Annotated in this window: 25 protein-coding genes; 5 read left to right on the top strand and 20 right to left on the bottom strand. The window is 47.1% G+C overall.

Annotated elements, in window-relative coordinates; genetic code table 11:
* Window positions 1-62: 62 nt before the first annotated feature.
* Window positions 63-1469, bottom strand: coding sequence for a protein adenylyltransferase SelO family protein (locus DEU30_RS02460; protein ID WP_114981380.1), 1407 nt, complete (start codon window positions 1467-1469; stop codon window positions 63-65).
* A gap of 106 nt (window positions 1470-1575) precedes the next feature.
* On the opposite strand from DEU30_RS02460, the gene yvcK reads away from it, so the two are divergent.
* Window positions 1576-2472: a uridine diphosphate-N-acetylglucosamine-binding protein YvcK gene (yvcK, locus tag DEU30_RS02455; protein ID WP_114981381.1), complete on the top strand. Its 897-nt coding sequence runs from the start codon at window positions 1576-1578 to the stop codon at window positions 2470-2472.
* Here the strand turns inward: yvcK and dcd are convergent.
* Together dcd and apbC are read right to left on the bottom strand one after the other, a co-directional pair.
* Window positions 2469-3056: a dCTP deaminase gene (gene dcd, locus DEU30_RS02450; RefSeq protein ID WP_011233961.1), complete on the bottom strand. Its 588-nt coding sequence runs from the start codon at window positions 3054-3056 to the stop codon at window positions 2469-2471. The genes yvcK and dcd overlap by 4 nt on opposite strands.
* Before the next feature lie 45 nt (window positions 3057-3101).
* Entirely contained in the window at window positions 3102-4088 is a 987-nt protein-coding gene (gene apbC, locus DEU30_RS02445; RefSeq protein ID WP_227016299.1) for an iron-sulfur cluster carrier protein ApbC, read from the bottom strand.
* A 105-nt stretch (window positions 4089-4193) separates the two neighbouring features.
* Between apbC and metG the strand changes: the two genes are divergently transcribed.
* A complete protein-coding gene (metG, locus tag DEU30_RS02440; RefSeq protein ID WP_114981383.1) occupies window positions 4194-6227 on the top strand; it encodes a methionine--tRNA ligase in 2034 nt (677 codons plus the stop codon).
* Between the two features lie 12 nt (window positions 6228-6239).
* Here the strand turns inward: metG and DEU30_RS02435 are convergent, their stop codons facing one another.
* Window positions 6240-6542, bottom strand: a complete 303-nt coding sequence (locus tag DEU30_RS02435; protein ID WP_011233964.1) for a PilZ domain-containing protein — start codon at window positions 6540-6542, stop codon at window positions 6240-6242.
* Between the two features lie 98 nt (window positions 6543-6640).
* Between DEU30_RS02435 and hspQ the strand changes: the two genes are divergently transcribed.
* Together hspQ and DEU30_RS02425 are read left to right on the top strand one after the other, a co-directional pair.
* Window positions 6641-6952: a heat shock protein HspQ gene (gene hspQ, locus DEU30_RS02430; RefSeq protein WP_011233965.1), complete on the top strand. Its 312-nt coding sequence runs from the start codon at window positions 6641-6643 to the stop codon at window positions 6950-6952.
* A gap of 61 nt (window positions 6953-7013) precedes the next feature.
* On the top strand, window positions 7014-7382 hold the full coding sequence (locus tag DEU30_RS02425) for a histidine triad nucleotide-binding protein (RefSeq protein WP_011233966.1): 369 nt from the start codon (window positions 7014-7016) through the stop codon (window positions 7380-7382).
* A gap of 5 nt (window positions 7383-7387) precedes the next feature.
* Here DEU30_RS02425 and DEU30_RS02420 read toward each other — a convergent pair whose 3' ends face one another.
* Together DEU30_RS02420 and ggt are read right to left on the bottom strand one after the other, a co-directional pair.
* Entirely contained in the window at window positions 7388-7828 is a 441-nt protein-coding gene (locus tag DEU30_RS02420) for a hypothetical protein (protein ID WP_114981384.1), read from the bottom strand.
* Window positions 7829-7834: 6 nt separating this feature from the next.
* A complete protein-coding gene (gene ggt, locus DEU30_RS02415; RefSeq protein ID WP_110014022.1) occupies window positions 7835-9574 on the bottom strand; it encodes a gamma-glutamyltransferase in 1740 nt (579 codons plus the stop codon).
* 77 nt (window positions 9575-9651) lie between these two features.
* Between ggt and rrtA the strand changes: the two genes are divergently transcribed.
* Window positions 9652-10221 carry a rhombosortase gene (gene rrtA, locus DEU30_RS02410; RefSeq protein WP_110014023.1) on the top strand — a complete coding sequence of 190 codons (570 nt, stop codon included), beginning with the start codon at window positions 9652-9654 and terminating at the stop codon, window positions 10219-10221.
* 8 nt (window positions 10222-10229) lie between these two features.
* Here rrtA and DEU30_RS02405 read toward each other — a convergent pair whose 3' ends face one another.
* From DEU30_RS02405 to pspA, 14 genes are all read right to left on the bottom strand, one after another.
* The gene (locus DEU30_RS02405; protein ID WP_114981385.1) at window positions 10230-12713 is read right to left on the bottom strand and encodes a prolyl oligopeptidase family serine peptidase; all 2484 of its coding nucleotides are present in this window, start codon (window positions 12711-12713) and stop codon (window positions 10230-10232) included.
* A 30-nt stretch (window positions 12714-12743) separates the two neighbouring features.
* Window positions 12744-13382, bottom strand: a complete 639-nt coding sequence (gene maiA / locus DEU30_RS02400; RefSeq protein WP_110014025.1) for a maleylacetoacetate isomerase — start codon at window positions 13380-13382, stop codon at window positions 12744-12746.
* Window positions 13382-14407 carry a fumarylacetoacetate hydrolase family protein gene (locus DEU30_RS02395; RefSeq protein ID WP_114981386.1) on the bottom strand — a complete coding sequence of 342 codons (1026 nt, stop codon included), beginning with the start codon at window positions 14405-14407 and terminating at the stop codon, window positions 13382-13384. The genes maiA and DEU30_RS02395 overlap by 1 nt, the downstream gene beginning before the upstream one ends.
* A 6-nt stretch (window positions 14408-14413) precedes the next feature.
* Window positions 14414-15544 (bottom strand): homogentisate 1,2-dioxygenase, encoded by a 1131-nt coding sequence (locus DEU30_RS02390; protein ID WP_011233973.1) that lies wholly within the window; start codon window positions 15542-15544, stop codon window positions 14414-14416.
* Entirely contained in the window at window positions 15537-16610 is a 1074-nt protein-coding gene (hppD, locus tag DEU30_RS02385; protein WP_034820687.1) for a 4-hydroxyphenylpyruvate dioxygenase, read from the bottom strand. The genes DEU30_RS02390 and hppD overlap by 8 nt, the downstream gene beginning before the upstream one ends.
* 190 nt (window positions 16611-16800) lie before the next feature.
* Window positions 16801-18381, bottom strand: coding sequence for a transcriptional regulator TyrR (tyrR, locus tag DEU30_RS02380; protein WP_110014027.1), 1581 nt, complete (start codon window positions 18379-18381; stop codon window positions 16801-16803).
* A gap of 115 nt (window positions 18382-18496) precedes the next feature.
* A complete protein-coding gene (locus DEU30_RS02375; protein ID WP_011233976.1) occupies window positions 18497-18838 on the bottom strand; it encodes a 4a-hydroxytetrahydrobiopterin dehydratase in 342 nt (113 codons plus the stop codon).
* A 19-nt stretch (window positions 18839-18857) separates the two neighbouring features.
* On the bottom strand, window positions 18858-19652 hold the full coding sequence (phhA, locus tag DEU30_RS02370) for a phenylalanine 4-monooxygenase (RefSeq protein WP_011233977.1): 795 nt from the start codon (window positions 19650-19652) through the stop codon (window positions 18858-18860).
* 69 nt (window positions 19653-19721) lie between these two features.
* Window positions 19722-20948, bottom strand: coding sequence for an aminotransferase class V-fold PLP-dependent enzyme (locus tag DEU30_RS02365; RefSeq protein WP_011233978.1), 1227 nt, complete (start codon window positions 20946-20948; stop codon window positions 19722-19724).
* Window positions 20949-21055: 107 nt separating this feature from the next.
* Window positions 21056-22045, bottom strand: a complete 990-nt coding sequence (locus DEU30_RS02360; RefSeq protein ID WP_034820673.1) for a TIGR01620 family protein — start codon at window positions 22043-22045, stop codon at window positions 21056-21058.
* The gene (locus DEU30_RS02355) at window positions 22042-23415 is read right to left on the bottom strand and encodes a YcjX family protein (protein ID WP_114981387.1); all 1374 of its coding nucleotides are present in this window, start codon (window positions 23413-23415) and stop codon (window positions 22042-22044) included. Before DEU30_RS02355 ends, DEU30_RS02360 begins: the two co-directional genes overlap by 4 nt.
* A complete protein-coding gene (gene pspC, locus DEU30_RS02350) occupies window positions 23412-23795 on the bottom strand; it encodes an envelope stress response membrane protein PspC (protein WP_034820668.1) in 384 nt (127 codons plus the stop codon). Before pspC ends, DEU30_RS02355 begins: the two co-directional genes overlap by 4 nt.
* Complete coding sequence (gene pspB, locus DEU30_RS02345; RefSeq protein ID WP_011233982.1) at window positions 23792-24034, bottom strand: envelope stress response membrane protein PspB; 243 nt, start codon at window positions 24032-24034, stop codon at window positions 23792-23794. The genes pspC and pspB overlap by 4 nt, the downstream gene beginning before the upstream one ends.
* Window positions 24035-24049: 15 nt before the next feature.
* Window positions 24050-24724, bottom strand: a complete 675-nt coding sequence (pspA, locus tag DEU30_RS02340; RefSeq protein ID WP_034820665.1) for a phage shock protein PspA — start codon at window positions 24722-24724, stop codon at window positions 24050-24052.
* Window positions 24725-24876: the final 152 nt, after the last annotated feature.

Here is a 24876-nt window from a genome sequence, read left to right as displayed (position 1 = left end):
GACCCTGTCATAATCAGTAACTCTGATTTTGTCCTATCCAGTGGGAGATCGCAATTCAAACCTCAACTCGAGCAGGACAGTTCAGAGACCTGCTCCTCAGCTGTTGGCGGCTTCGCCCAGGGGCTTTCGCGTAAACGTTCAGAAAAGGGGTTCATTAAAGCCTGCACATAGTCATGTAATAACGAGTCGTCACCGGCTTCTGCAGCATCGATAACCCGCTGCGCGTGGTGTGTTCTGACAATAACCCAGGGGTTAACTTGCTTCATCACGTCAATATCGCTCTTTCCGTTTACCACGTTATTGTATTCCTGCCACCAGCTGTCACCGCTTCGTGCCAACAACCCTTTCGGCTCTTTCGCTTCAAGCGAGTCAATTAAGTCACGGAACGCCAATTGATAATCGGCCTGGTTCACTTCCAGCAGACTTAACCAGCCGCCAACTAACTGCATTCTCTCTTTGGCCGGTACTGACGACATCCCCAGACGCTTTGTCATTCGGTTTAAGTAAGCTTTTCGAAGTTCAGGTTCGTAGGTGTCCAGCGCCGCCCTTAGTTTATCTGCCTCAATTAAAGGACTAATTGCCTGAGCCAGTCGCTGTAAATTCCAGAGTCCAACTCCCGGTTGTTGCAAAAGCCCGTAACGCCCGCCCGCATCGGTATGATTAAAAATCTTTTCGGGCTGGTAATCATCCAGAAAGGCGTAGGGGCCAAAGTCGAACGTTTCACCCGCTAAACTCATATTGTCAGTATTCATTACACCATGAATAAAACCATAAGCCTGCCACGCAGCAATCATCTCAGCGGTACTTTTAACCACCTGCGAAAATTGTTCCTCGATATCCGCATCCGCTAAGTGTGGCCAGGTCACTTCTATGGTGTCCTGCCAGAGGTTGTGCATGGTATCTTCCAGTCCGCGGTGAAAACAGTGTTCAAAATGACCAAAACGGACATGCGTCGTCGCTGTGCGGGCCAGCATCGCGCCGGGTTCAACCCGCTCCCGTTGTATCTTCCCTTGTGTCGAGATTAAGGCCAAAGCACGCGTTGTCGGAATAGTTAGCGCGTGCAGCGCTTCGCTTGCCAGCAATTCCCGTATAGAAGAGCGCAACACCGCCCTGCCATCTGCGCCCCGGCTGTATGGAGTCGGTCCGGCGCCTTTTATATGGATATCCGTTATTTTATCTCCCACTACGGCCTGACCCAGCAGCAGGCCGCGACCATCGCCTAAATAAGGGTTAAAATGTCCGAACTGATGCCCTGCGTACTTTTGCGCAACCGGGTCACTTCCCGGGCAGTGCTCGAGCCCTCCCAGCCACTGAGACAATTCAGCCGGCGGCGTTTCTCCATTGGTTAATTCAGCCCATAAAGGGCTATTTAACCAACGTAAATTGACCTCGCCATCGGGCTTTATTGGCTGGCGAGTTGTAATTTCCGGGAACTTACGGGCAAAGCGGTTATCAAAAACTATTGGCATACATCCTCCTGCTAAATAGATTGTTACACAGTCAGCGAGGCTTGCATAACTCATAATAAATCAGCTAAGGTCGCAACGTTTGGCCATTGGCAGCAAAGGAAGCCACATGCAACTTCATTCTTTACGACGTATCACCGCAATAGGCGGTGGCCACGGTCTCGGTCGGGTACTGTCGACTCTGTCGTTTATGAAACATAAGTTAGTCGGTATTGTAGCAACCACAGATAACGGCGGCGCAACCGGTTTGTTACGTGAGTCACAACACTGCATTGCCTGGGGGGATATCCGCAACTGCCTGTCACAACTTGTTGAACAACCGCTAGCGGCCGAAGTACTGAATTATCGTTTTGATTGCACATCGTCACTGCATGGTCATAACTTCGGTAACCTGCTGCTTTATACACTGGACCAGCTCAGTGCCCGCCCGTTAGATGGTATACAGCTATTAAGTCGTTTGCTGAACGTCGATAATCGCATACTTCCTATGTCGGAATGCCCGACCGATCTCATTGCGACAACCAACGATGGCATTCAGTGTCATGGTGAAATACGCATTGATAAACTGCCGGTTATGCCACGCAAGCTCTCCTTATCCGGCAGCGTTACTGCAACCCCCGAAGCGATACGCCATATTCGAAGCAGTCAGTTAATCTTGCTGGGACCGGGAAGTTTCATGACCTCGGTTATGCCACCGTTACTCATTAATGGTGTCCGCGATGCCTTACGGACAACTCAGGCCAAAGTGGTGTTTATTGATAATCTGGTGGATGAAAACGGCCCTGCTGGCAAGCTTAGCCTGGCTGAAAAAGTCGGCTTTATTGAGGAGCAATTGGGTAAGCAGGTTATCGACTTAGTTTTAAGCAACAAGCAAGAAAAAGACCTAAAATTACCGGTTATTGGCGGTTTGCAGAGTGATGAAGATGTCTACTACCGCCATAATACAAGCAATTTACTGGCTAAACTGGAAGAAGCCGCGAAACAACTCCTGGTGGAGAGTGCTTAGCCGCCGTCAGCTGAAATACGCGAAGCCACGGCGCTGTGCTGATCCCGATATTTAGCATCTTCACGCTTGTTGTAGGGCCTTGCACAAGGGCCACTGAGCTTCTCAAAACTAATAGCACCTATCTTCATACCCGCTCGTAATGCCAAAGGTAACTTACCGCTATTAAAGAACTCCAGAACAATTTGTCCTGACCAACCCGGGTCAATGCGGTGAGCCGTTACATGTACCATCAATCCTAAACGCGCTAATGACGAGCGACCGTCTAACCAACCCACCATATCGGCCGGCAAGGTAATAGACTCATGTGTTACCGCTAAAGCAAATTCGCCAGGGTGAATAAAAAAGGCCTGGTCATCTTTAAGCACAATTTCATCACTCATGACTTCCTGAATTGCCGCTTCAATAGCTTCGCGCGAGCCGCTAATATCTATAAAAGGTGCCGCATGATCCTGCAGCACACGAAAATCGTTGCCTAAATGAATATCTAGTGTAACGCCTGAGATATTATTGGCTTGGGGTGCAGGTTCGACACCTATAATTCCATCTTTCAAATGCTGTTCTATTTCAGTGTCGTTTAGGCGCATGGTTCATCGTTCTCCGTGTTGTCATTTAAGACCTTAAGGCCAGTACTATAACGAATTTTCTTGCTGATAATAGAGTTTTGCTGCAACTTGTTGCGCTGAATTTAAAATTAGCTGACTTAACGGGTGTTCCGGCTGTGCTAACAATAGTGGTGTATCGCCATCCAGACTCTCGCGCAGCTCACTGTTCAAAGGCCACTGTCCCAATAACGGTAAGTTGTGCTCAGTTGCCATAACCGCCCCCCCGTTTTTGCCAAAAACCGCATCTTCATGCCCACACGACGGACATTGGTAAAAACTCATGTTTTCCAATATGCCTATAAGCGGAATATTCAGCTTTTCAAACATAGCCACGCCTTTCTCAGCGTCTTTAAGTGCAACGGTTTGAGGTGTGGTTACTACCACCGCGCCAGTTACCGGTAATTTTTGCGCCATGGTCAACTGAATGTCGCCAGTACCCGGCGGCATATCCACAATAAGATAATCAAGCGCTGGCCAGGCCGTGTCTTTGTAAAGCTGCTGCAGAGCGCCACTTGCCATAGGACCGCGCCAAATAGTCGCATCGTTGTCCTCAACCAGGTATCCCAGCGAATGTACCTGCAATCCGTGGCGCTCTAAAGGCATCATTTTATTGTTCTTGGTCAGCTCCATCTCTGAGCCGCCACCGCCAAGCATGGTCGGAATTGATGGCCCGTAAATATCGGCATCCAGCAAGCCAACCTTGGCGCCTAGCTGTGATAAAGCTAGTGCCAGATTCACACTGACAGAGGATTTCCCCACTCCGCCTTTGCCTGAGGAGACGACAATGACATTACCCGTGGTAAGCGGTAATTCCGGCTGTGAGTTCTTCAATTTTTTGATCTGACAATTAAGCTGCCAGTCAAACTCGCCCAGTTCAGAATCCTCTTGTATGGCTTTCAGCAAGGACTCGCCAGCAACAAAAGGCAAATTCAATACCCGTTGCTTACCGGAGCCAGTTACCCAGTTATCGGGTATGCCATTAGGCAATAAGGGGTGAGTAAAATCTTTCATCATCAACCTCGGGGATCTGTGTATCAGCCAAGAGCTATGCTAACATGAGCGGCATAAAACTTTAGGGTTTACATTCGATTAATCAACAAAACGGAAGCAGATTTTCGCATGAGCCAATCCGCACGTAAAATACTGGTTACTAACGCACTGCCTTACGCAAACGGCCCTATCCATATCGGTCACATGTTGGGCTATATTCAGGCCGATATCTGGGTACGCTTTCAGAAGCTGCGCGGTAACGAATGCCACTTCGTCTGTGCTGACGATGCGCATGGCACACCGATTATGCTGAAAGCCCAGCAGCTTGGTATAACGCCTGAACAGATGATTGGCGACATGCAACGCTCGCATGAATCCGATTTTAGTGACTTTTTAGTCGGTTTTGACCACTACTACAGCACGCACAGTGACGAAAACCGTGAGTTGGCTGAGACTATCTACACGCGTCTTGATAAAGCCGGACATATTAAAACCAAAGTCATTGAACAGCTGTATGACCCGCAAAAAGAGATGTTCCTGCCCGATCGCTTCGTTAAAGGCGAGTGTCCGGATTGCGGCGCAGAAGACCAGTACGGCGACAACTGCGATGTTTGTGGTGCAACATACGCACCAACCGACCTGAAAAACCCCAAGTCGGTGGTTTCTGGCGCAGAACCCGAGCTGCGTGAGTCTGAACATTACTTTTTCGACCTGCCTGCATTTGGTGACATGCTAAAAAGCTGGACGCGCTCTGGCTCATTGCAAAATGAAATGGCGAACAAGCTCAACGAATGGTTTGAACAAGGCTTGCAACGGTGGGACATTTCTCGCGACGCGCCCTACTTTGGCTTTAAAATTCCCGGCACCGAAAATAAATACTTCTACGTATGGCTGGATGCGCCTATAGGCTACATGAGCAGTTTTAAAAACTATTGCTCAACCACAGGCAAAGCAGACTGGGACACTTATTGGCAAGCTGACAGCGAAGCCGAGCTTTATCACTTTATTGGCAAGGACATTATCTACTTCCACAGCTTATTCTGGCCTGCCATGTTAAAAGGTGCCGATTTCCGTCAACCAACCAATGTCTGGGCACATGGTTTTATTACGGTTAACGGGACTAAAATGTCCAAATCGAAAGGGACATTCATTAAGGCTCGTACCTACCTTGAGCATCTTGACCCGGAATATCTGCGTTATTACTTTGCAGCCAAACTGACAAGCCGTATTGACGATTTAGATCTGAATCTGACCGACTTCGCACAACGGGTCAATTCAGACCTTGTTGGCAAGGTGATTAATATTGCCAGCCGCTGCGCCGGTTTTATTCAGAAAAAGTTCGATGGAAGACTTTCATCTAACGTAGCTGACTCAGCACTGTTAGAAGACTTTCAGCTGGCCGGTGACAACATCGCTGAGCTTTATGAAAAACGAGAGTTCTCACGTGCCATGCGCGACATTATGGCGTTGGCTGATCGTGCGAACCAGTACATTGCTGATAAAGAACCCTGGCAGTTAATTAAGCAGGAAGGCAGCGAGCAGGAAGTTCATGAAATTTGCTCGTTGGGTATCAATCTATTCCGAGTGTTAATGGTGTATTTAGCGCCAGTTGTACCAAAACTGACCGAAGAAGTGCAGAGCTTCTTAAACGACAACTTCACCTGGGACAGCCACAAAACGGCTTTAACAGACCACCCGATAGATAAATTCAAAGCGCTCATGCAGCGCGTTGAAATGGATGACGTAAACGCCATGATTGACGCATCAAAAGAAGAGCAAGCTTCACAAGCTCCGGCTGTGGAAATCAATGACGAATTGAAGAAAGAACCCATTGCCGATGAAATCAGTTTTGACGATTTTGCTAAAGTTGATTTACGCGTTGCCCGCATAGCAAATGCTGAGCACGTCGAAGGTGCTGATAAGTTATTGAAACTGACATTGGATCTTGGCGGTGAAACTCGTCAGGTATTTGCCGGCATTAAATCAGCTTATGATCCGGAAGCATTGAAAGGTCAATTAACCGTTATGGTTGCGAACTTGGCACCTCGAAAAATGCGCTTTGGTTTATCTGAAGGCATGGTGCTTGCAGCAGGCCCGGGTAAAGATGAAATCTACATTCTGAACCCGCACGATGGCGCCAAACCCGGTATGAGAATAATGTAATCAATCGGGCAACTAGTCCATTGATATAATACGACACCCCAGAATAAAGTCGCCGCTGTTGTCTTCCAGTCTCTGACTGCGAACAACTTCAGCGGTAACTTTCAACGGGGCTATGGAACCAGACGAGCCAATTTCCGCAAATAAGCTATCGCCAATTTCTGCGTTTTCAGGTAATTGCAAAGATAAACCAACCGCACTTAAATCCAGACAAATCCCCTGTAACTGCTGCTCTCCCTTTTCATTTTTAAGAGTAACCTTTACATCCGCATTGACTGCCATTCGCATGAAATTTCGATTTTCCGGGGATTCCAGCATGTTGTCCTCTTATTTGTATATTAAGTGTAAATCTTACTTAAGTTTTAGCACGCCTTAGCCGATAAAAAAACATTATCGGATAACATGGAACCGTCATCATGGTAGAAGCGAAGTTTTCAATTGGTCAACTTATCACACACAGCCTTTACGGTTACCGTGGCGTGATTATTGATGCTGACCCGTGCTTCACGCTATCTGACAGCTGGTACAATAAAATGGCAACCTCTAAACCGGCCAAAGATCAGCCGTGGTACCATATTTTAGTTAACAACTCGTCAATTCAGACTTATGTCAGTGAAAGCAGCTTAGAAGCCGACTTTTCAGAGCAGGCAATTCAACACCCAATGGTTGACCTTTTGTTTTCGGGAAAATCCGCCAGCCAATATAAGCTGTCCGAAAACCTCAACTGAATTTGCCGATGCCCAATGCTATAGTTACCATAGACTAAAATAGCGTAATAAGGGTAAGACAATGGCAGAAGAAACGATTTTCACAAAAATTATTAACCGTGACATCCCTGCGGACATTATCTACGAAGATGACAAAGCGCTTGCGTTTAAAGATATAAATCCACAAGCCCCGTTCCACTGTTTGATCATTCCCAAACAACCTATTGCGACAGCAAACGACATTAATGAAGACAACGCCGGTTTGGTTGGTCACTTGTATGTGGTTGCAGCTAAATTAGCAGCGGAACATAATTTTTCACAAGACGGTTACCGGTTAGTCATGAACTGTAATGAGTATGGTGGCCAGACGGTGTATCACATTCATCTGCACATGCTGGCTGGAAAACAAATGGGCTGGCCACCTTATACTGATAAGAAAAAAGAAGCGTAAAGCAATTAAGGGCGATACCGGGTATCAAGAATTTTATCAACGACCCAGGCATCGTCCCTTTTAATCAGTACCACATCACGGCTGTCCTTCGCTCTTTCACCGTTGTGATAGCCGTCAAAAATGACCGTTACTCGTAAATCTTCCGAATTATTTAAGTAATCGGTAAAAGAGTTGGTTTCCACTTCAATTTCAACGGTTTCAAAATAGCGGCCAAGAACGTACCTCTGAACCGCACTAACCGCACCATAATGATCAATTAAGTCAGCCATACGCTCTGAAGACAGCTGTTTCGCCTGCTCTAAGTCTCCGTCTTTATAAATTGAGTCATAAAAACCCTGGATAACTTCTTCCGGCTGGGCTTGTGCATAATTTATCGGCTCGTCGTCTCCACACGCAGATAACGTCACTACAGCGCAAGCCAAAATCAACAGTTTTATAATTTTCATCGCCTGCTATTCTCCTTTTGCCACACCTTCGCGACGTGGGTCAGCACCGCCAATAAGAGTGCCGTCTGAATCAATGCTAACTCCGTGTAAGCCACTGTTTAAATCAATAACTTTAACGTCATGTCCGCGCTTCTCTAAATCTGCTTTGAGTTCACTTATGTCCCGACCTTTTTCCAGCGAGGTATAATCATTACGGTTAGTTACGTGACCAAGATTGATAGCTTGCTGGACGTTTAGGTTCCAGTCCAGCATGCCAACTAATGTCTGGCTGACATAATTAATAATTCGGCTGCCGCCGGGGGAACCTAACGCGTGCAAAACTTGTTCTCCCTTCTCGTCCAGTACAATAATGGGATCCATTGAACTACGGGGGCGTTTACCCGCCTCAACTCTGTTCGCATACTTTTCTTTGCCATCGCCCGGCGCCAGAGAAAAGTCCGTTAATTGGTTGTTTAACAAGAAACCGCCGGCCATGACTGTTGAGCCGAAACCCATTTCAATACTGGTGGTCATAGACAATACATTACCTTCGGCGTCGACTATTGAAACATGGCTGGTATTTGGCAGTTCATAAGCAATATCCTGCTCATACTCGGGCTGTAACTGAACTCCCGGTTTTGCCTTGCCCATGTCATTTTCGGTAATTTTATCTGCCCGGCTCGACAAGTAAGTTTTGTCCAGCATGGCTTCAACTGGCATCTCTACAAAATCAGGATCCGCAATCCATTGGTTCCTGTCGGCATAAGCCATGCGTGACGCCTGAGTAAACAAATGAACGAATTGTTCTGAATTAGGTTCAAGCTCACCTAACTCAAAGTTTTCCAGCACGCCTAGTGTTTGCAGTGTTGTAATCCCCCCAGAACTTGGAGGTCCCATGCCACAGACTTGATATTGTCGATATGCGCTGCATACTGGTTCGCGCAGTTTGGCTTTGTATTGGCTTAAATCTTTAAGACTTAATGCGCCTGGCTCGATAGGGCTGTTTTGTACCGCATCCACAATCTTTGCTGCCAGTTCCCCCTGATAAAATGCATCAGCCCCCTGCTCAGCAATAAGACTTAAGCTCTTTGCATAGTCAGGGTTCTTGAGAATGGACCCCGCTTTCAATGGCTCTCCGTTAGGGAAAAAGTAGTCGCTGGCTTCAGGCATTTTTTTCACACCAGGGTTAATCTCCATCTCAACCAGCTTGGCCAGTCGCGGAGATACTTCAAAACCCTCTTTTGAAAGTTCAATAGTTTGACTGAAAAGTGACGACCAATCCGCTTTGCCCCAACGTTTATGAGCTAATTCCAGGCCGCGAATGACTCCCGGTGTCCCGACTGAACGGCCACCGACTACGGCGTCAATCCACTTAGGCGCATTACCTTCTTCATCCAGAAACAAAGACTCAGTAGCGTCCATAGGAGCAGTCTCACGCGCATCTATGCTGTATAGTTTATTCTCTTCGTTATCCCAATACAGAATAAACGCACCGCCCCCCGGCCCCGATGACTGAGGTTCAACCAGCCCGAGCATAGCCTGTACAGCAATAGCGGCATCAACTGCAGAACCACCACGTTTTAAAACCTGATAGCCAGCGTCAACAGCGTGCGGGTTTGCTGCAGCCACCATAAAGTTATCGGCAGTTACCGCACTCTTCTCAACAAAGCCAGTTGCGGCTTCCGGTTCACGCGTTTCTTGTTCGGATGCAGGCGTACAGGCAGTTAATACGCTTGCTGCAATTATTGTCGGTAGCCAGAACTTCATAAGGCCTCATTCATATTGGGAGGAATTTCCCCTATCATACGAATCAGAAACCAATGACGCAACGAAAAGGAAAACGAATGGAGAGGTTTAATCAATACTGGGCAGGGCTTGCCCTTGTTCTGATTTTATCCATTTTTTTACAACTGATGCCTCAGTGGCACTCGTTACTGACTTTTAACTCAGAAACAGTTATGGCTGAAGGCTGGCCATTGATTAGCGCCCACTTTATTCATTTAGACTGGTGGCATGCGTTGTTTAACTTCATTGGGCTGGCGCTCATTGTTCTCATTTGGCGTGAATACTGGAGCACTCGGTGGCTAATAAACGCTCTGCTGATAAGCGGTGTTGCAACCTCTCTAATGCTCTGGATTATGCCGGTTAATTTAAGCTTTGTCGGTTTATCTGGTGTGTTACACGGACTGCTTGCTTATTGCTTAATTAAGGACATTCGTGCGGGTAAAAAATGGATGTTGCTTATTCTAATTGCACTTGTGGCAAAGGTCGTTGCCGAGTTACTTGGCTGGCAGCCGGATCACTTTGTTGGCGAGCATGTCAGCTACATTCACGCGGCAGGTTTAGTGAGCTCATTATTGCTTTATAAATTAGAACGGCGCCGCATTAGTGACGCCGTTCCCTTCGATAAGTAAAGTTCGCTTTACTTCAGGTTTTCTTCAAACAACTTAAAAATCCGACGGTATTCGTTCAGCCAACTTTCAGGCTGACGGAAACCGTGCGGTTCCACCGGATAAATTGCCGTTTCCCAGTCTTCTTTCTTCAGCTCAATTAAACGCTGCACAAGGCGAACACTGTCCTGAAAGAACACATTGTCATCAACCATCGGAGAGTTGATAAGCAGCGCATCTTCTAACCCCTCAGCAAAGTAGATAGGGGAACTGCGACGATACGCAATAGCATCGTCCTGCGGCAAATTCAGAATGTTTGAGGTATAACTGGTGTTATAATGTGCCCAGTCAGTCACCGGACGCAAAGCAGAACCAGCCTCAAATAAACCTGGCTCTTTAAACAAGGCCATAAAAGTCAAAAAGCCACCATAAGAACCGCCATAGGTTCCTAACTTGTCGCCATCAACGTTCAAGTCACTTTCTAAGTAAGTAGCAACGTCGACCAGGTCTTCAACTTCCGGCGTTCCCATTTGACGATAAATAGCGGTACGCCAGTCGCGTCCGTAACCTTTTGAACCGCGGTAGTCGAGGTCTGCAACCACATAGCCATTTTTATTCAGTAAGCTGTGGAACATAAACTCGCGGAAATACCCTGACCAGCCCATGTGCGCGTTTTGCAAATAGCCGGCACCGTGAATGAACACAACCGCAGGATATTCTTCGGTTCTGTTTTCATCAAAACCTTCAGGCTTATAGATGCGGGTATAAATAGGCTCATCAACATGAGAAGACTCAACCCCGACCAGTTCCGGCGCAGTCCAGTCAATACTCAGGAACTTCTCCGAAACCGTATGTGTCAGGCGCTTCGCTGTTTGAGATGAGCCTACAGCTTTATGATAAAGCTCAGGTGGCATTAACGGTGTTGAATGAGTCAGCAACAGCTCGTCACTTTCAGGGCTGAGCTCAAATGCGGTCATACCATCAAGGTCAGTCAAAGCTTCCGGTTCGCCGCTACCATGGGTTTTCACCCGGTACACTTCGTAAATACCAGGATGTTCAATGTTCGCCTGAAAATACAGATAGTCTCCGCTACGATTTAAGTCGGCAGACTCGACAACATAATGACCTTTAGTTAACTGGCGCGTACTGCCATCAATGCTCGTCGCATACAACTGTGAATAACCATCAGCCTCGGACATGAACCACAACTCACTGCTGTTTAACCAACCAAACTCGTTGTGAGTGTAATTGATCCATGCATCGTCGTGTAAGCGGTCTTGAGAAATCAGTTTTTTACCGGCAGTATCAACAGTAGCAAGCCAGCGATCTTTGTTATCCCAGGCTTCCAGCATCACCGCAACTTCAGTTCCTTCAGCGTTCCACTGAATAGCACCGTTATCCCAACCCCAGTCGGACATCAGAGTTATTGGGCGCGGCTTCTCTTCAGAGGTGTAGCTTTCGCCTTCTGCCTCAAGATTTTCGCGCTTCACTTCTGCCAAAACATCTTCATTCCAGCCTGGTAACGTGTTGTAGGTTAGCGTCGACTGGCTGCCGTCGCTTAAATTGAGTAAAACCAATTGGTGTTCAACAGGCTTGGCATCAGCAACACGGCGACGCACGTTCTCACTTTTTACGCGGCCGTCTTCACTGATGTAGTTTGGCATAATATCGCCTTCATCACGCCAGCTTTGCGGCTTAGTAATAGCCACCAGCAAAAAGTCGCCTTTTGGTGACAAACTGGCCGACACCAACTCTTTATTTTCAGGTAAGTAGAAAGGCTTAGGCGCTAAGGTTGAGTTTTGCGCATGTAAATTGGAACGCTGAGCAAAACGTTCTTCCGATGCCTTACGCTCTTTTTGCACAAACTGAATTAACTCTTGTTCTTCACGAGCAAGGTAATCCTTCGGTTCTTCGTTTGCCTTAGGTTTTTCTTTAAAAGCTAATGAAGCAACCTGGCGGCTTAACCCCGAGTTCACATCAATAACAAAAAAGTTATTATCTTGTTGGTAGCTCAACTGCCCATTGGTCATAGGCTGCAGATTATGCTGGCGAGCATCGTCACGGGTTAATTGACGGAGACTGCCGTCATTAAAACGAACAAAAATATTGCCTTCAAAGGTATAAGCTAAAAAGCTGTCATCCGCTGCATGCACTTTTTCATCGGCAACGTACTGATGCAGGTTTTCTATAGCCACTTTCTGTGGTTCACCGGCACCATTTTCCAGCATCATTAAGTCACGAATGTCGCTGCCTTCGCGCTTTTGATAAAAAAGAATGTCCTCACCATCCATACTCCAGAAAGCCTGCTCCGGGAAACGTCCCATCCAGTCCGGATCAGCCATAATTTGTTCCATGGTGAGAGCGGCGGTTCCCTGCGCACTGGCAAGAGAGTTAGCTTGTAAGGTCGGTGTGTTTTTCTGCGTGTCAGCAGTATTCGTATTCTGAGGAGAGGTTGATGCGCAAGAGGCGACAAACAATGCCGCCCCAATGGCCATCACCAGACGTGACTTCACCATATTATTATTTTCCTTTTTAGGATCCCTGGATTACTGTGCATCCGCTTGATTTTCAGGCCGAGCCTGTTGCACTGCGTCAAGCGCCTGCAAACGTTCATGCACCGCCATTAAAGTTGGATATGCCGTTAAGTCCAAATTAAAGCGTTGTGCATTGTATACCTGAGGTATCAAACAGATATCAGCCAATGTTACCGAATTACCATAGCAATAATCACCTGCATACTCGGTAAGCCGCTGTTCAAATGCGGTAAAACTTCGTTCTACCCAGTTAGCTATCCAGGCTGAGCGTTGTTCGTCACTGCAATTCAGCTCACCGGTTAAGTACTGTAGGACTCGTAAATTTGTAACAGGTTGCAGTTCGCAGGCTAAATCATAAGCCAAGGCTCTGACTCTGGCTTTGTCAGCTGGAGCGGAGGGCAATAAAGGTTTCTTTGGATAACACTCTTCCAGATACTCAATAATGGCTAAGGACTGATTTAATCTAACGTCGCCATCTAAAAAAGTAGGAACCAAACGCGCAGGATTAAGCTTTCGATAAGCCTCACTGTGCTGTTGTCCGCCGTCTTTTACTAAATGCACCGGTTCGTACTCGTACGCCAGTCCTTTGAGGTTTAACGCAATACGAACCCGGTAACTGGCGCTTGAGCGCCAGTAGCCGTAAAGTTTCATCACTTTTCAGGACCTTCGTATTGAACAACTTTTTGGTTAATGGTGCCGAATATTGACTGGCCACCATCATCTTTCATTTCCATTTTGATGGTGTCACCAAATTGCATAAACTGCGTCGCCGGCTTGCCATCACGAATGGTTTCAATCATACGCACTTCGGCAATACAGCTGTAGCCAACACCACCTTCTTCAATAGAGGTTCCGTGGTCAGTTCCCTGTTTATTGGAAACTGTACCCGAGCCAATAATAGCACCAGCCCCTAAATGACGAGTCTTCGCTGCATGAGCAACCAACTGGCCAAAGTCAAAGGTCATATCTTCACCGGCATTAGGTTTACCAAAAGCTTTACCGTTGTACTCTGACAATAGTGGCAAATGCACCTTGTTGGCTTTCCACGCGTCGCCCAGTTCATCTGGTGTTACCGCGACCGGCGAAAAAGCTGAGGATGGTTTACTCTGGAAAAAGCCAAAACCTTTGCCCAGCTCGCCCGGAATAAGCCCGCGCAATGAAACGTCATTAACCAGCATCAATAACTTAATGTGCTGCCCGGCGGTCTTAGCATCAATACCCATTGGAACATCGTCAGTAATAATGGCAATTTCGCCTTCAAAGTCGATGCCCCATTCAGTGCTGCCCATTTCAATATCGTCGTAAGGCGCTAAGAAATCATCAGAGCCGCCTTGGTACATTAAAGGATCTTCCCAGAAGCTCGGTGGCATCTCGGCACCACGTGCACGCCGAACTAATTCAACGTGGTTTACATAGGCACTGCCATCAGCCCACTGATACGCACGAGGTAGAGGCGACTCACATAAAGCTTCATCGAACTGGATACTGCCATCCACGTCGCTGTCGTTAAGCTGCTGATAGATTTTTTCGAGCTTAGGTGCAATGCCGTCCCAGTTGTCGAGCAACTCTTGCATGCAAGACGCAATAGCAGGAACCGCTACTGCTGCATTTAAATTCCTGCTGACGACCATTAACTGACCGTCACGAGTACCATTTCTGTATGTGGCGAGTTTCATAAGTTGTTATTTCTCCTGCCAACTGTAGACGTAGTCCGGGTTTTCAACCGCTAAAGCCTCATCACTTGCTTGCAAGGCATCGCGGGTATCAAGCATAACCGCAACTTCGTCTGTGAATTTCTTTTTATGCTCACGCCCGGCTTTAAACGCTTTCGGGTGTGGGCCATGAGTAAATCCTGCCGGATGGAAGGTTACCATACCGCGGTCGATATTATCACGACTGAAAAAGTCACCTTCGTGATAGAACAGCACTTCGTCGTAATCATCATTATTGTGGTAGAAAGGCACTTTTAACGCGCCCGGATCTGACTCGATAGGACGCGGCACAAAAGTACAGACCACAAAACGGTCAGCCACAAAGGTCGTATGTGCCGACGGCGGCAGATGATAACGATGACTCATTAACGGCCGGATATCGCGCCAGTTTAAACGAACCGGAGCTAATTCTCCGTGCCAGCCTATCGCATCCAGTGGGTTATAAGGGTACGTAATAACCGACACCTGCTGATGACGTTTTACATACACCTGCCACTGCTCTTCACTGTATTGCGCCTGAAACGCCTCATCGATATCCGGTGTATCCAGCACTGCCGGATCGAAAATAGCATGATTACCCACCAAACCTTTTTCCGGCAAGCTATAAGAGCCATTTGTTGCTTCAATCATCAACAACTGCATGGTTTCATCGGGCTCAAGACGCCAGTTAGTAGAACGGGGAATTAAGAAGTAGTCCCCTTTCACCAGGTGAATATGCCCGTAATCACAATGCAGATGACCACTGCCTTCATGAACAAAGAGCAAGTCATCGCCGTCGGCATTACGCACTAAATAATCCATTTTGCTATGGCAATGCCACAAGCGAAAACGGCAGTTATTATTGTGCAATAAGTCAGGCGTTAACCAGGGGTTTTCCGGAGCTATGGCTTCTAACTTATTAAAGTCAAACGCCCGTGGACGCAGAGGCCCACGCCACTCCGACCAACCGGTCGGAGCATGCTGATGGTGAAAATGCGTGGCCGGACCGAAAAAGCCACTACGACCAGCTTCACGTTCATAAATGGCTTGCTCCGGAAAATCAGCGTGGGCCTGTCGAGATGACTTGCCCACCTGTTTCGGAAAGCTGATCCATTTACGCATCGCTTAACACTCCCCGGCGGATCTGGTCTTCTTCAATGCTTTCGAATAGCGCTTTGAAGTTACCTTCGCCGAAACCTTCGTTGCCTTTACGCTGAATGATTTCAAAGAACACCGGACCAATTACGGTTTGAGTAAAGATTTGCAGTAAAATGCCATCTTTCATTGGCGCACCGTCGATTAGGATACGCTGTTCACGTAGTGCGTCTAAATCTTCCTGATGCCCTTCAACGCGGTCATTCACTTTCTCGTAGTAAGTTTCCGGCGTATCCATGAAGTCCATGCCAATAGAACGCAGGTCTTTTACGGTTTTGTAGATATTGTCACTGGTTAAAGCAATGTGCTGAATACCCTCGCCTTTGTACTCTTTTAAGTACTCTTCAATTTGCGATTTGTCATCGTGAGATTCGTTAATTGGAATACGGATCTTACCGCAAGGCGCTGTCATCGCGCGGCTTAACAGGCCTGTCAGTTTGCCTTCAATGTCAAAGTAACGAATTTCACGGAAGTTACCAATGCGCTCATAGAAGCCAGCCCAGGTATCCATGTTGCCGCGGAATACGTTGTGCGTCAGATGGTCTATTTCAAACAGACCAGCGGCGTGCCCGCTCATTTTCGCTTCCCAGTTTTCATAGAAGTCGAAATGCTGCTTATAAATTTCATGGTTTTCGTAGTTGTCGACAAAATACAACGCACTTTCGCCAATACCAAACACTGCCGGAACACCTTCAACAACGCCTTTATCGGCAGGGAATGCTTTGGCACCGTTATCAAGTGAATGCTTCAATGCATGAGCCGAATCTTCCACACGCCATGCCATACCACAGACACTCGGACCATGGTCTTTCGCAAACTCTTCAGCCTGCCCACCCGGTTCAGCGTTAATAATGAAATTAATGTCGTTCTGTTTGTACAACCAGGCCTGCTTGCTCTTGTGCTTAGCCACTTCAGTGAAACCCAGTTTGTCGAACAAGTCTTTTAACGCATCAATGCCTTTCTGATCCGGAGCGGTATATTCAACGAACTCAAAACCGTCTGTATTTAACGGATTAATCATTTTATCTGTCATGGTTACTTCCTCTTATTATTCGGTTGTTAACACCATGACTGTAGCGGTAGTTGTGGGGAAAAGGCGAATAAGAGGAGAAGATAGCAAATTACTGAAGTTAAGGTTAAAACGTAAAGTTTAATGTACAGGCTGAACACTTGCTCTGGATCAAGGTACAGCCTGTTTGACTTGTAAAGCTTTTGTTACAAGGCTACTTTTTTGTCTGTTCTGCTTTACGGGCACGACCACTACGTTGCTTACCAATGCCATAATCGCGTAATTTATTGGCCACTGCGGTATGGGAAAGCCCTAAACGTTTTGCCAGTTGCCTTGTACTGGGGAAGCTCGGATACAAACGGCGTAGTACGTGGCTTTCAAAACGACGAACTGCATCGTCCAGGCTCATATCGTCAATATCCAACGCTAACTGATCATCTTCCTGATTCAACTCAGGCAAACGGATATCCGCGGGCTCCAGCGTATAACCTTCTATCATTGAAACCGAGCGGAACATAGTGTTCTCCAACTGGCGCACGTTGCCCGGCCACTGGTAACGCTTGAGCCGCTCTTTCGCCGCCCGACTTAAACTTACCTGACTGCGCCCGAGCTTTTTACAGGCCTGAGTCACAAAATGCTCTGCCAACAATAAAATATCGCTTTTGCGTTCACGCAGTGGCGGGACATTCAGTGCCAAAACGTTAAGCCGATAATACAAGTCTTCGCGAAATTCGCCGTTTTCAACGAGTTCGTATAGATTACCCTGAGCAGTACAAATAACTCGCACGTCTACGCTCACTTCCTGCTCTTCGCCAATGCGGCGAAACACACCGTCTTCTAAAAAGCGTAGTAATTTTGCCTGCAGGCCAATAGACATTTCACTGACTGAGTCCAGTAATACTGTGCCCCCGGCAGATTGTTCCAGAACCCCGGTTTTACGAGTGCTCTGGCTACTTATGCTGCCTTCGCCATGACCAAACAGTTCGCTCTCAGCAACATTGTCCGGTAGTGCCGCACAATTTATGGCCAAAAAGGGTTTATCCTGACGCTGGCTGGCTAAATGACAGGCTTTTGCCAACAGCTCTTTACCGACACCCGTTTCACCTTCAATTAACAGCGGCGCGTCAAGCTCTGCCATACGCTGGGCATCTTTAATAACGCGCTTCATAGTGCTGTTATCGGTCAGCAGGCGCTCAAAGGCTTTTTCATTGTCCTGACTCTGCCAGGTTGCTGTTACGGGCTCTGACTTACAAGTCATTACCGCACCGGCAAACGCCGTACTGCCTTCTTCGTCGTTAACCCAGATAGGCAATAATTGAGCGTAGTACTCTGAATTGCCTATGGTCACGGCCTCGTAAATAGGGTCACGGGGCTTTTTATCCAGCCAGCGTTGTAGCGAGATGCCATGCACATACTGCATAAGCGGCTCACCTTTAAGGCTGTCTTCCTGACCCGCTAATAAACGTAAGCCGGCGTCATTGATAATGTCGATATGACCTTTGCTATCAATGGAAAGAACCGGATCCGGCAAGGTACTTAACAGCAAACTAAATTCATAATGCTCGCGTTCAAACGGCATGTAAGGAATGGTTTTTACGTCAATAATATTGGGAATGCGACGAATCTGAGGCATCAAATGCCGAAAATCATCGAAGGCTAATTCAGGAAAATTTAGGAAGATTTTTCCTTTAGGATCGACTTCAATGCCACGTAAATCAATTTCGTGGTCTCGCAAAATTTGCAGAACATCCTGACAGATACCCAGACGGTCATCACAAGTTATCTCAAGTCGCATAAACCCTACTGCATTGAACTAAATGTAAAGCAAATAATACACTATTGTTCCCGCTTAAAAAACAAAAACCCCGGCCAATAGACCGGGGTTCCATGCAGTTCATCGACAAAGCTGGCTAAGCGTCAACTACACTGTCGGTTTTTGCCGCCATAATAAAGTCATTTTTATGCAAACCGTTAATAGCGTGGGTCCACCAGGTAACCGTTACTTTGCCCCATTCAGTCACCAGCTCAGGGTGATGTTTTTCTTCCTCAGCAAGGTCACCTACTCGGTTAGTAAAAGCCAGCGCCTGCTTAAAGTTTTTAAACTTAAATTCGCGCTGCAACATCATAACGTTGTCGTTTGTTACCGGCGTCCAGTCAGGTATCTCACGCATCAGCTCTTTCAGCTCTTCATCGCTGACTTGTGGCGCGTCTGCATGACACGCTTCGCAACGTGCATTTTCCAAGTTTGACATTCTTTAATACTCCTTTGCCTTAAGCTGCATCTTTTGGTGGAAATTTTGGTTCAAACAACCCTAGCTCCATAGCTTCATGAACCAGCGACATGATATCCATATCGGATATCTTAAACAGCTCGTCCACACTCTCTATGGTGTAGTAGATAGGTTGAATAATATCAATTCGGTACGGTGTACGTAGCGCATCTAACGCTTTCAGTGGTTTGCGCTCTGGCGTATCGCTGTTAACGGCGTATTCCGTTTCAGCCGGAGACGATAAAATACCGCCACCATAAATTCGGATACCCTCTTCGGTTTTCAATAACCCGAACTCTACAGTAAACCAGTACAGGCGAGCCAGATAGACCCGTTCTTTGGGTGTGGCTGCATAACCCAATTTACCGTATTGGTGAGTAAAATGCGCAAACGCCGGGTTGGTTAATAGCGGGCAGTGTCCGAATATTTCGTGAAAAATATCAGGTTCCTGCAAGTAATCAAACTCTTCCCGTGTGCGAATAAAGGTTGCTACCGGAAACTGCTTGTTTGCCAGTAGGCGAAAAAACTCGTCAAATGGAATTAACGCTGGAACTGCTGCAACTTGCCAGCCTGTCTCTCTCTCCAGCACATTATTAATTTCATGCATTTGTGGCAAGCGATCCTTCGGCAAGTCGAGTAACTCCAGTCCCTTCATATACTCATCGCAAGCTTTACCCGGTATGCATTCCAACTGACGTTCGACCAAATCCTTCCAGACCTGATTTTCTTCGTCACTCCACTGAATAATACCGTTTTCATCCGGTTGCCTTGATACGTATTGACTTTGTTTACCCATAATTCAGCCTTGTTGCTTCCTCATTAATGTTTGATCGTTTTTGTTATTATTAGTTCATCTTTCGCAGAATTACGCGGACTTCTGCCACTGCACACGGCAGGCCTCCAGCGCCTGTTCAAGATCCGCAATAATATCGTCTGCTGCTTCTAAGCCTACCGCAATTCGGATCAATGTATCCGAAATCCCCGCCTTAAGACGAGCCTCCGGCGTATACGGGGAATGCGTCATTGACGCCGGGTGCTGAATGAGAGTTTCAGCATCGCCCAGACTCACTGCCAGAGCTATCATCCGCAATTGATTCAGAAAGTAACGTGCTTTCGCTTCATCGCCTTCCAGTTCAAAAGCAATAACCGCCCCGTTACGGCTCATCTGTTTACCCATTAAAGCTTGTGCCTCGTGGTCAGGAGCTCCGGGGTAGTAAATCTTTTTTATATCCTGCCGCGCGGCCAGAAAATCGTAAACCGCATCGGCGTTTTCACAGTGGCGCTGCATGCGCACATCCAGGGTTTTCAGACCACGCAGTATAAGCCAGGCGTCATGTGGACTGATGGTGGCGCCCATATCCTTTAAGGTTGTACTTTTAATGGTGTTAATATCGTCGTCACTGCCACAAATAATGCCGGCGACCACGTCACCATGACCATTGAGGAACTTAGTTGCACTGTGCACAACAATATCGGCACCATGTCGTTTGGGCTGCTGCATCAGTGGCGTCATAAAGGTATTATCCACCACCAGACGAATATCTGAGTCAGCAATTACCGCATGAACTTTTTCGATATCAACCACTTTCAGGTGCGGGTTAGCCGGGGTTTCCAGAAAAACTAAGCGGGTATTCTCACGCAGGGTTTCTTTCAACAGGCCTTCGTTGTTTAAATCAATAAAGTCGGCTTCGACGCCGAAGCGCTCAAACAACTCACTGAACAATGCAAAACTGCAACCGTAAATGGCATCAGATACCACAATATGATCACCGCTGCGCACAAAAGCCATAGTAGCAGCCGCAATAGCACCCATCCCGGTCGCTGCCGCCGCAGCAGCTTCATAGCCTTCCAGCGATGCCATTCGGCGCTCTAGTTCTGCTGTTGTCGGGTTACCTAAACGGCTGTAAATATAGCCTTCTTCCTCGCCGGCAAAGCGACGAGTGCCCTGCTCCGCAGAAGAAAACCGAAAAGTCGATGTCTGATAAAGTGGCGCAGTTAACGCCCCGTGAGGGTCGTCATGCGCGGCTCCTGCATGAATGACCTGAGTCGCTGGCTGCCATTTATTATTATGTGGTTTTAAATCAGAAGACATGCGTTTTGGCTCGTTTGTCAGAAATTTGTTAACGAGCAACAGAGTGCAACGAGCTTACCTTAGTTGGCAATCTTTGCGCTGTGTCAAACCTATAAACAACTGTAACGCTAGTTTTCCACTTCCTGATCAGATGTCGTTGTAGCCTTTGCCTGACGCGATTTATAAACAAAAGGTAAAACGCTCTTTAGTTGGCTTAGTAAGTCTTTTTGCAGTTTTAAATAGCCCGGCTTTTTAACCTTTTCGAACGGCATAGGTCGGCATAATTCAATCACTTGGTAGCCCAGTCTGGCGGTGAGCAAACCGGCTCCTAAACCTTGTCCCGCCCGGGTTGATAAACGTGTTAATAGTTCAGCGCTAACCCATTGAGCACCTAAATCTACCGCAACTTCGCTAAGCCCGGCATAAACAATATTGGCAAACACCTGACGCCATAAGCGAACTCTGGCCCAGTAACCCAGTTTAACGCCGTACAACTCGGCAATACGCGATATCATGCGCTGGTTACGCCACATAACGATGAGCATATCCAGTAAAGCGAAGGGGCTCACTGCCACCATGGCGGCGGCTTCTGCCGACCAGCGACTGATAATACGAGTAGCCTGCTGGTCTATACGACTTAAGACGTCCACTTCAAAACGTTCACGTTCTTCATCCGCGGACCAATACGGTTGTTTAATTTGCTGCCAGCGATGTTCTAAATCCGGATGTTGCAGAAGCTGCAACTGTTGCTCTGGTTTGGGATCTTCAGACTGTTTTTTCCAGCGCCGTTTCAACTTTTGCAGCAACCAGATTTCGCGCACCATAAAGCTCAGTAACGCCAGCGCGATAACACCAAAACCAACAGCCCATAAACTGCCTAAAAATATATTCTGCTGAAAACGCTCAATAACCATCAGTACCGATTCAATAACGGCGGCGGTTAAAGCAACCACTAAACCCAGTGCCAGCCACTTACCCCAGCGACCAGGCTTGGAGTTCGCAGCGGCTTGTGCGGCTCCCGATTCATGTCCGGCTTGTTCAGGAATATTATCGATATTAGAAACTTCAACTGCCGGTTCATCCACCGAATAGTAAGTTAATTTGCGCGGATCACTCATTTGAGTTTATCTCCCAGAACGTATTCAAGTAGCTGATCCAGCCGGATATGCGGCAGAGGTGAATTCTGCGCGGTGAAGCCGGGATAAAATTGCGGATAAATATAGCCTTGTTGCCAGTCCGCAGCCGTTGGTATGGCATCTGGTACCTCTGGTGCACCAACCCGGACAAACTCACGGTTTTCATTAATACCGTCCAGAACTGTCGTGCCGTTACTTAATTTCTTAATTTGACTGGTGGCAATGCCCGCAACGCTAAATACCTGGTGCGGTATTTGATCAAACTGCAGCTCCTGACGCTGCTTCTGCGTCATAACACGCAGTAAATCCGTCAGTTTTTGATGATCTTGTGGGGCAATGCTGTCGGCTTTTGTCGCAACCAGCGCGACTTTATCAATAACCGGCGACATCAATCGTTTAAGCAAACTGTTATTGCCATACGAAAAGCTCTTCATCAGTTCATTTATTGCCAACTGCAATTCCGCAAAATGATGCTCACCATTCTGCAACGCCTGCAGGACATCAACTAACACAACCTGCCGATTAAAGTGCTTAAAGTATTTTTGATAAAACGGAGTCACCACATGCTGTTGATAGTAGCGGTATTTCTCGCGCAAACGTTTCGCCCAGGCATCGGGTACTGGTTGTGACAACGGCCAGGGGAAAAACTCCAGCGCCGGAGCTCCCTCAAGCTCTCCGGGTAACACCATTCTTCCGGGTTGCAACAATAATAATTTTTGCTCCCGGCACTGACGTAAAAAAGTGCGATAACCCGATGCCAGTTCACGTATCTGCTGCTCAGCTTTATCCTCTGACGCGGCGTTTGCGGCCGTCTGGACCTTAATCAACCAGCTATCGGCCAGTTGATGTCGTAACTCAGCTTTCAGTAAGCGCTGCTGTTGCTGACTCCACTCGTCATAGCTCAGTTTTAATAACGGCAAATCCAGCAGCCATTCGCCCGGATAATCAATTAAATCCAGGGTTAAGCGACGAGTGTCGAGCACTCGCCCGGCTAAGCCTCGATGCGGCTTATATTTTATTTCGACACGTATTTCACTCACATCGCGTGTCGACTGCGGCCACCGGGGCACATCTCCGGTTAAACAGTCTATTGCCCCTTCGTAGTCAAAACGCGAGACTTGCCAGTTACTACTGGTGTGCAAACGACAACCATTAAGACGCTGTTGTTGCTTCACTTTAAAATAAGGCAATTGCTGGGTTTCGTTCGCATATAAAAGCTGCTCAAGTAAACCGGTGATTAACGCGGTTTTTCCCGCTCCACTTAACCCCGTTACAGCCAGGCGTATATGACGATCAAACCCGCGATGAATAACGTCGCGGGTTTGGTGTTGTAGCTTTTGAAAACGGCTCACAGACGATTAAATTCTCGTTGAAGATTATAGTGATTTGAGGTTACGTACTTTTCCATTGATTGCAACTGTTGCTCCAGTTCATCAAACTCTCGCTTTATGTCGCGAAAAGCTTCACGCGGCGGTTCTCCGCCCTGCCAGACCTTAGTCTTTACATCAACATTATGACGCTCAGTATTCGGTAGCTTTTTATCCAGAATTAACCAACCGGCGATATAAAGTACAAAGAAAGAGCCGTTAGTAAAAATCACTCCAGTAACAAAGGCCACTCGTATTAGCCAGGGTTCCAGATTCAGGTAATCTGCAATACCAGCACAAACACCTGCAATTTTTCCTCGCTCTGAGTCACGACGCAGTTCTCGTTTGGGTCTTCTCTCGCTCATTGTCTGTCCCTCCAGCCCGGAGCGTCAGCATCCAGAATACGTTCCAGTGTCTGTACACGCTCACGGATGCGTTTTGCCTGATTCGCCAGTAACGCTAAAGATTCCCTTTCTTCCTCGTTCAATCCCTGATTCATTTGTCGTTTACTGCGGTAATGAAGGATGATCCAGATAGGCGCGACTATAATGACAAACAAAATAATCGGCGCCATCAACATCCCTAGTATTGCTTCAATATCCATTTTTTTAAGCCTGTTTTAAGAGTCTTGTTTGGTTTTTGAGCTCATACGAGCACGCAATGCTTCCAGCTCGTCATTCACTTTACTCTCGTTTTCCAGCTCTGCAAATTCGTCACGTAATGTCCGTTTACCCATATCATAAGATTCAACCTGGGCTTCCAAATCATCGATTTTGGCTTCGTAGCGGTCAAACCGCTGCATCGCGTCATCTACTTTGCCACTATCGACCTGTTGCTTAACCTGCAAGCGACTGCTGGCCGCCTTCTGACGCATCAGAATAGCTTTTTGGCGAGACTTCGCATCGGCCAGTTTTTCCTGAAGTTGACCAATTTCGTCGTTTAGCTTGTCCAGGTTTTCATTAACGCGATCCATTTCCTGCTGCAACGAGTCAACGCCCTGCTGCGCTTTTTGCTTTTCAATTAATGCCTGGCGCGCTAAATCGTCACGCTCTTTGGTTAACGCCAGCTCAGCTTTTTTCTCCCAGTCCTGAACTTCGTTTTCCATCCGTTGCTGCTGGCGCTGAATGTCCTTTTTTTCAGCCAGCAGGCGCGCTGACGTAGAGCGTACTTCAACTAACGTATCTTCCATTTCCTGAATAATCAGGCGTACCATTTTTTGCGGATCTTCGGCTTTATCCAATAAAGAATTGATATTGGAGTTCACGATATCGCTAAAACGTGAAAAAATACCCATAATAATGACCTCATACTGGTTTAATAAACAACTCGATGATTTATTATTCAAGTATCAGGCCAACTTTTATTTATGCCATAACAACTTGTTTTATAAATACTTTTTATAGTTTATGTGAATTACACCCTTGCGGGAGTTCGTAAAATAAACTA

Origin of the sequence: Idiomarina sp. 017G (genome assembly GCF_004362265.1) — a bacterium.
Classification (GTDB): domain Bacteria; phylum Pseudomonadota; class Gammaproteobacteria; order Enterobacterales; family Alteromonadaceae; genus Idiomarina; species Idiomarina loihiensis.
Note: the sequence above shows the minus strand (reverse complement) of the source record. Positions and strands in the feature narration are given on the sequence as shown.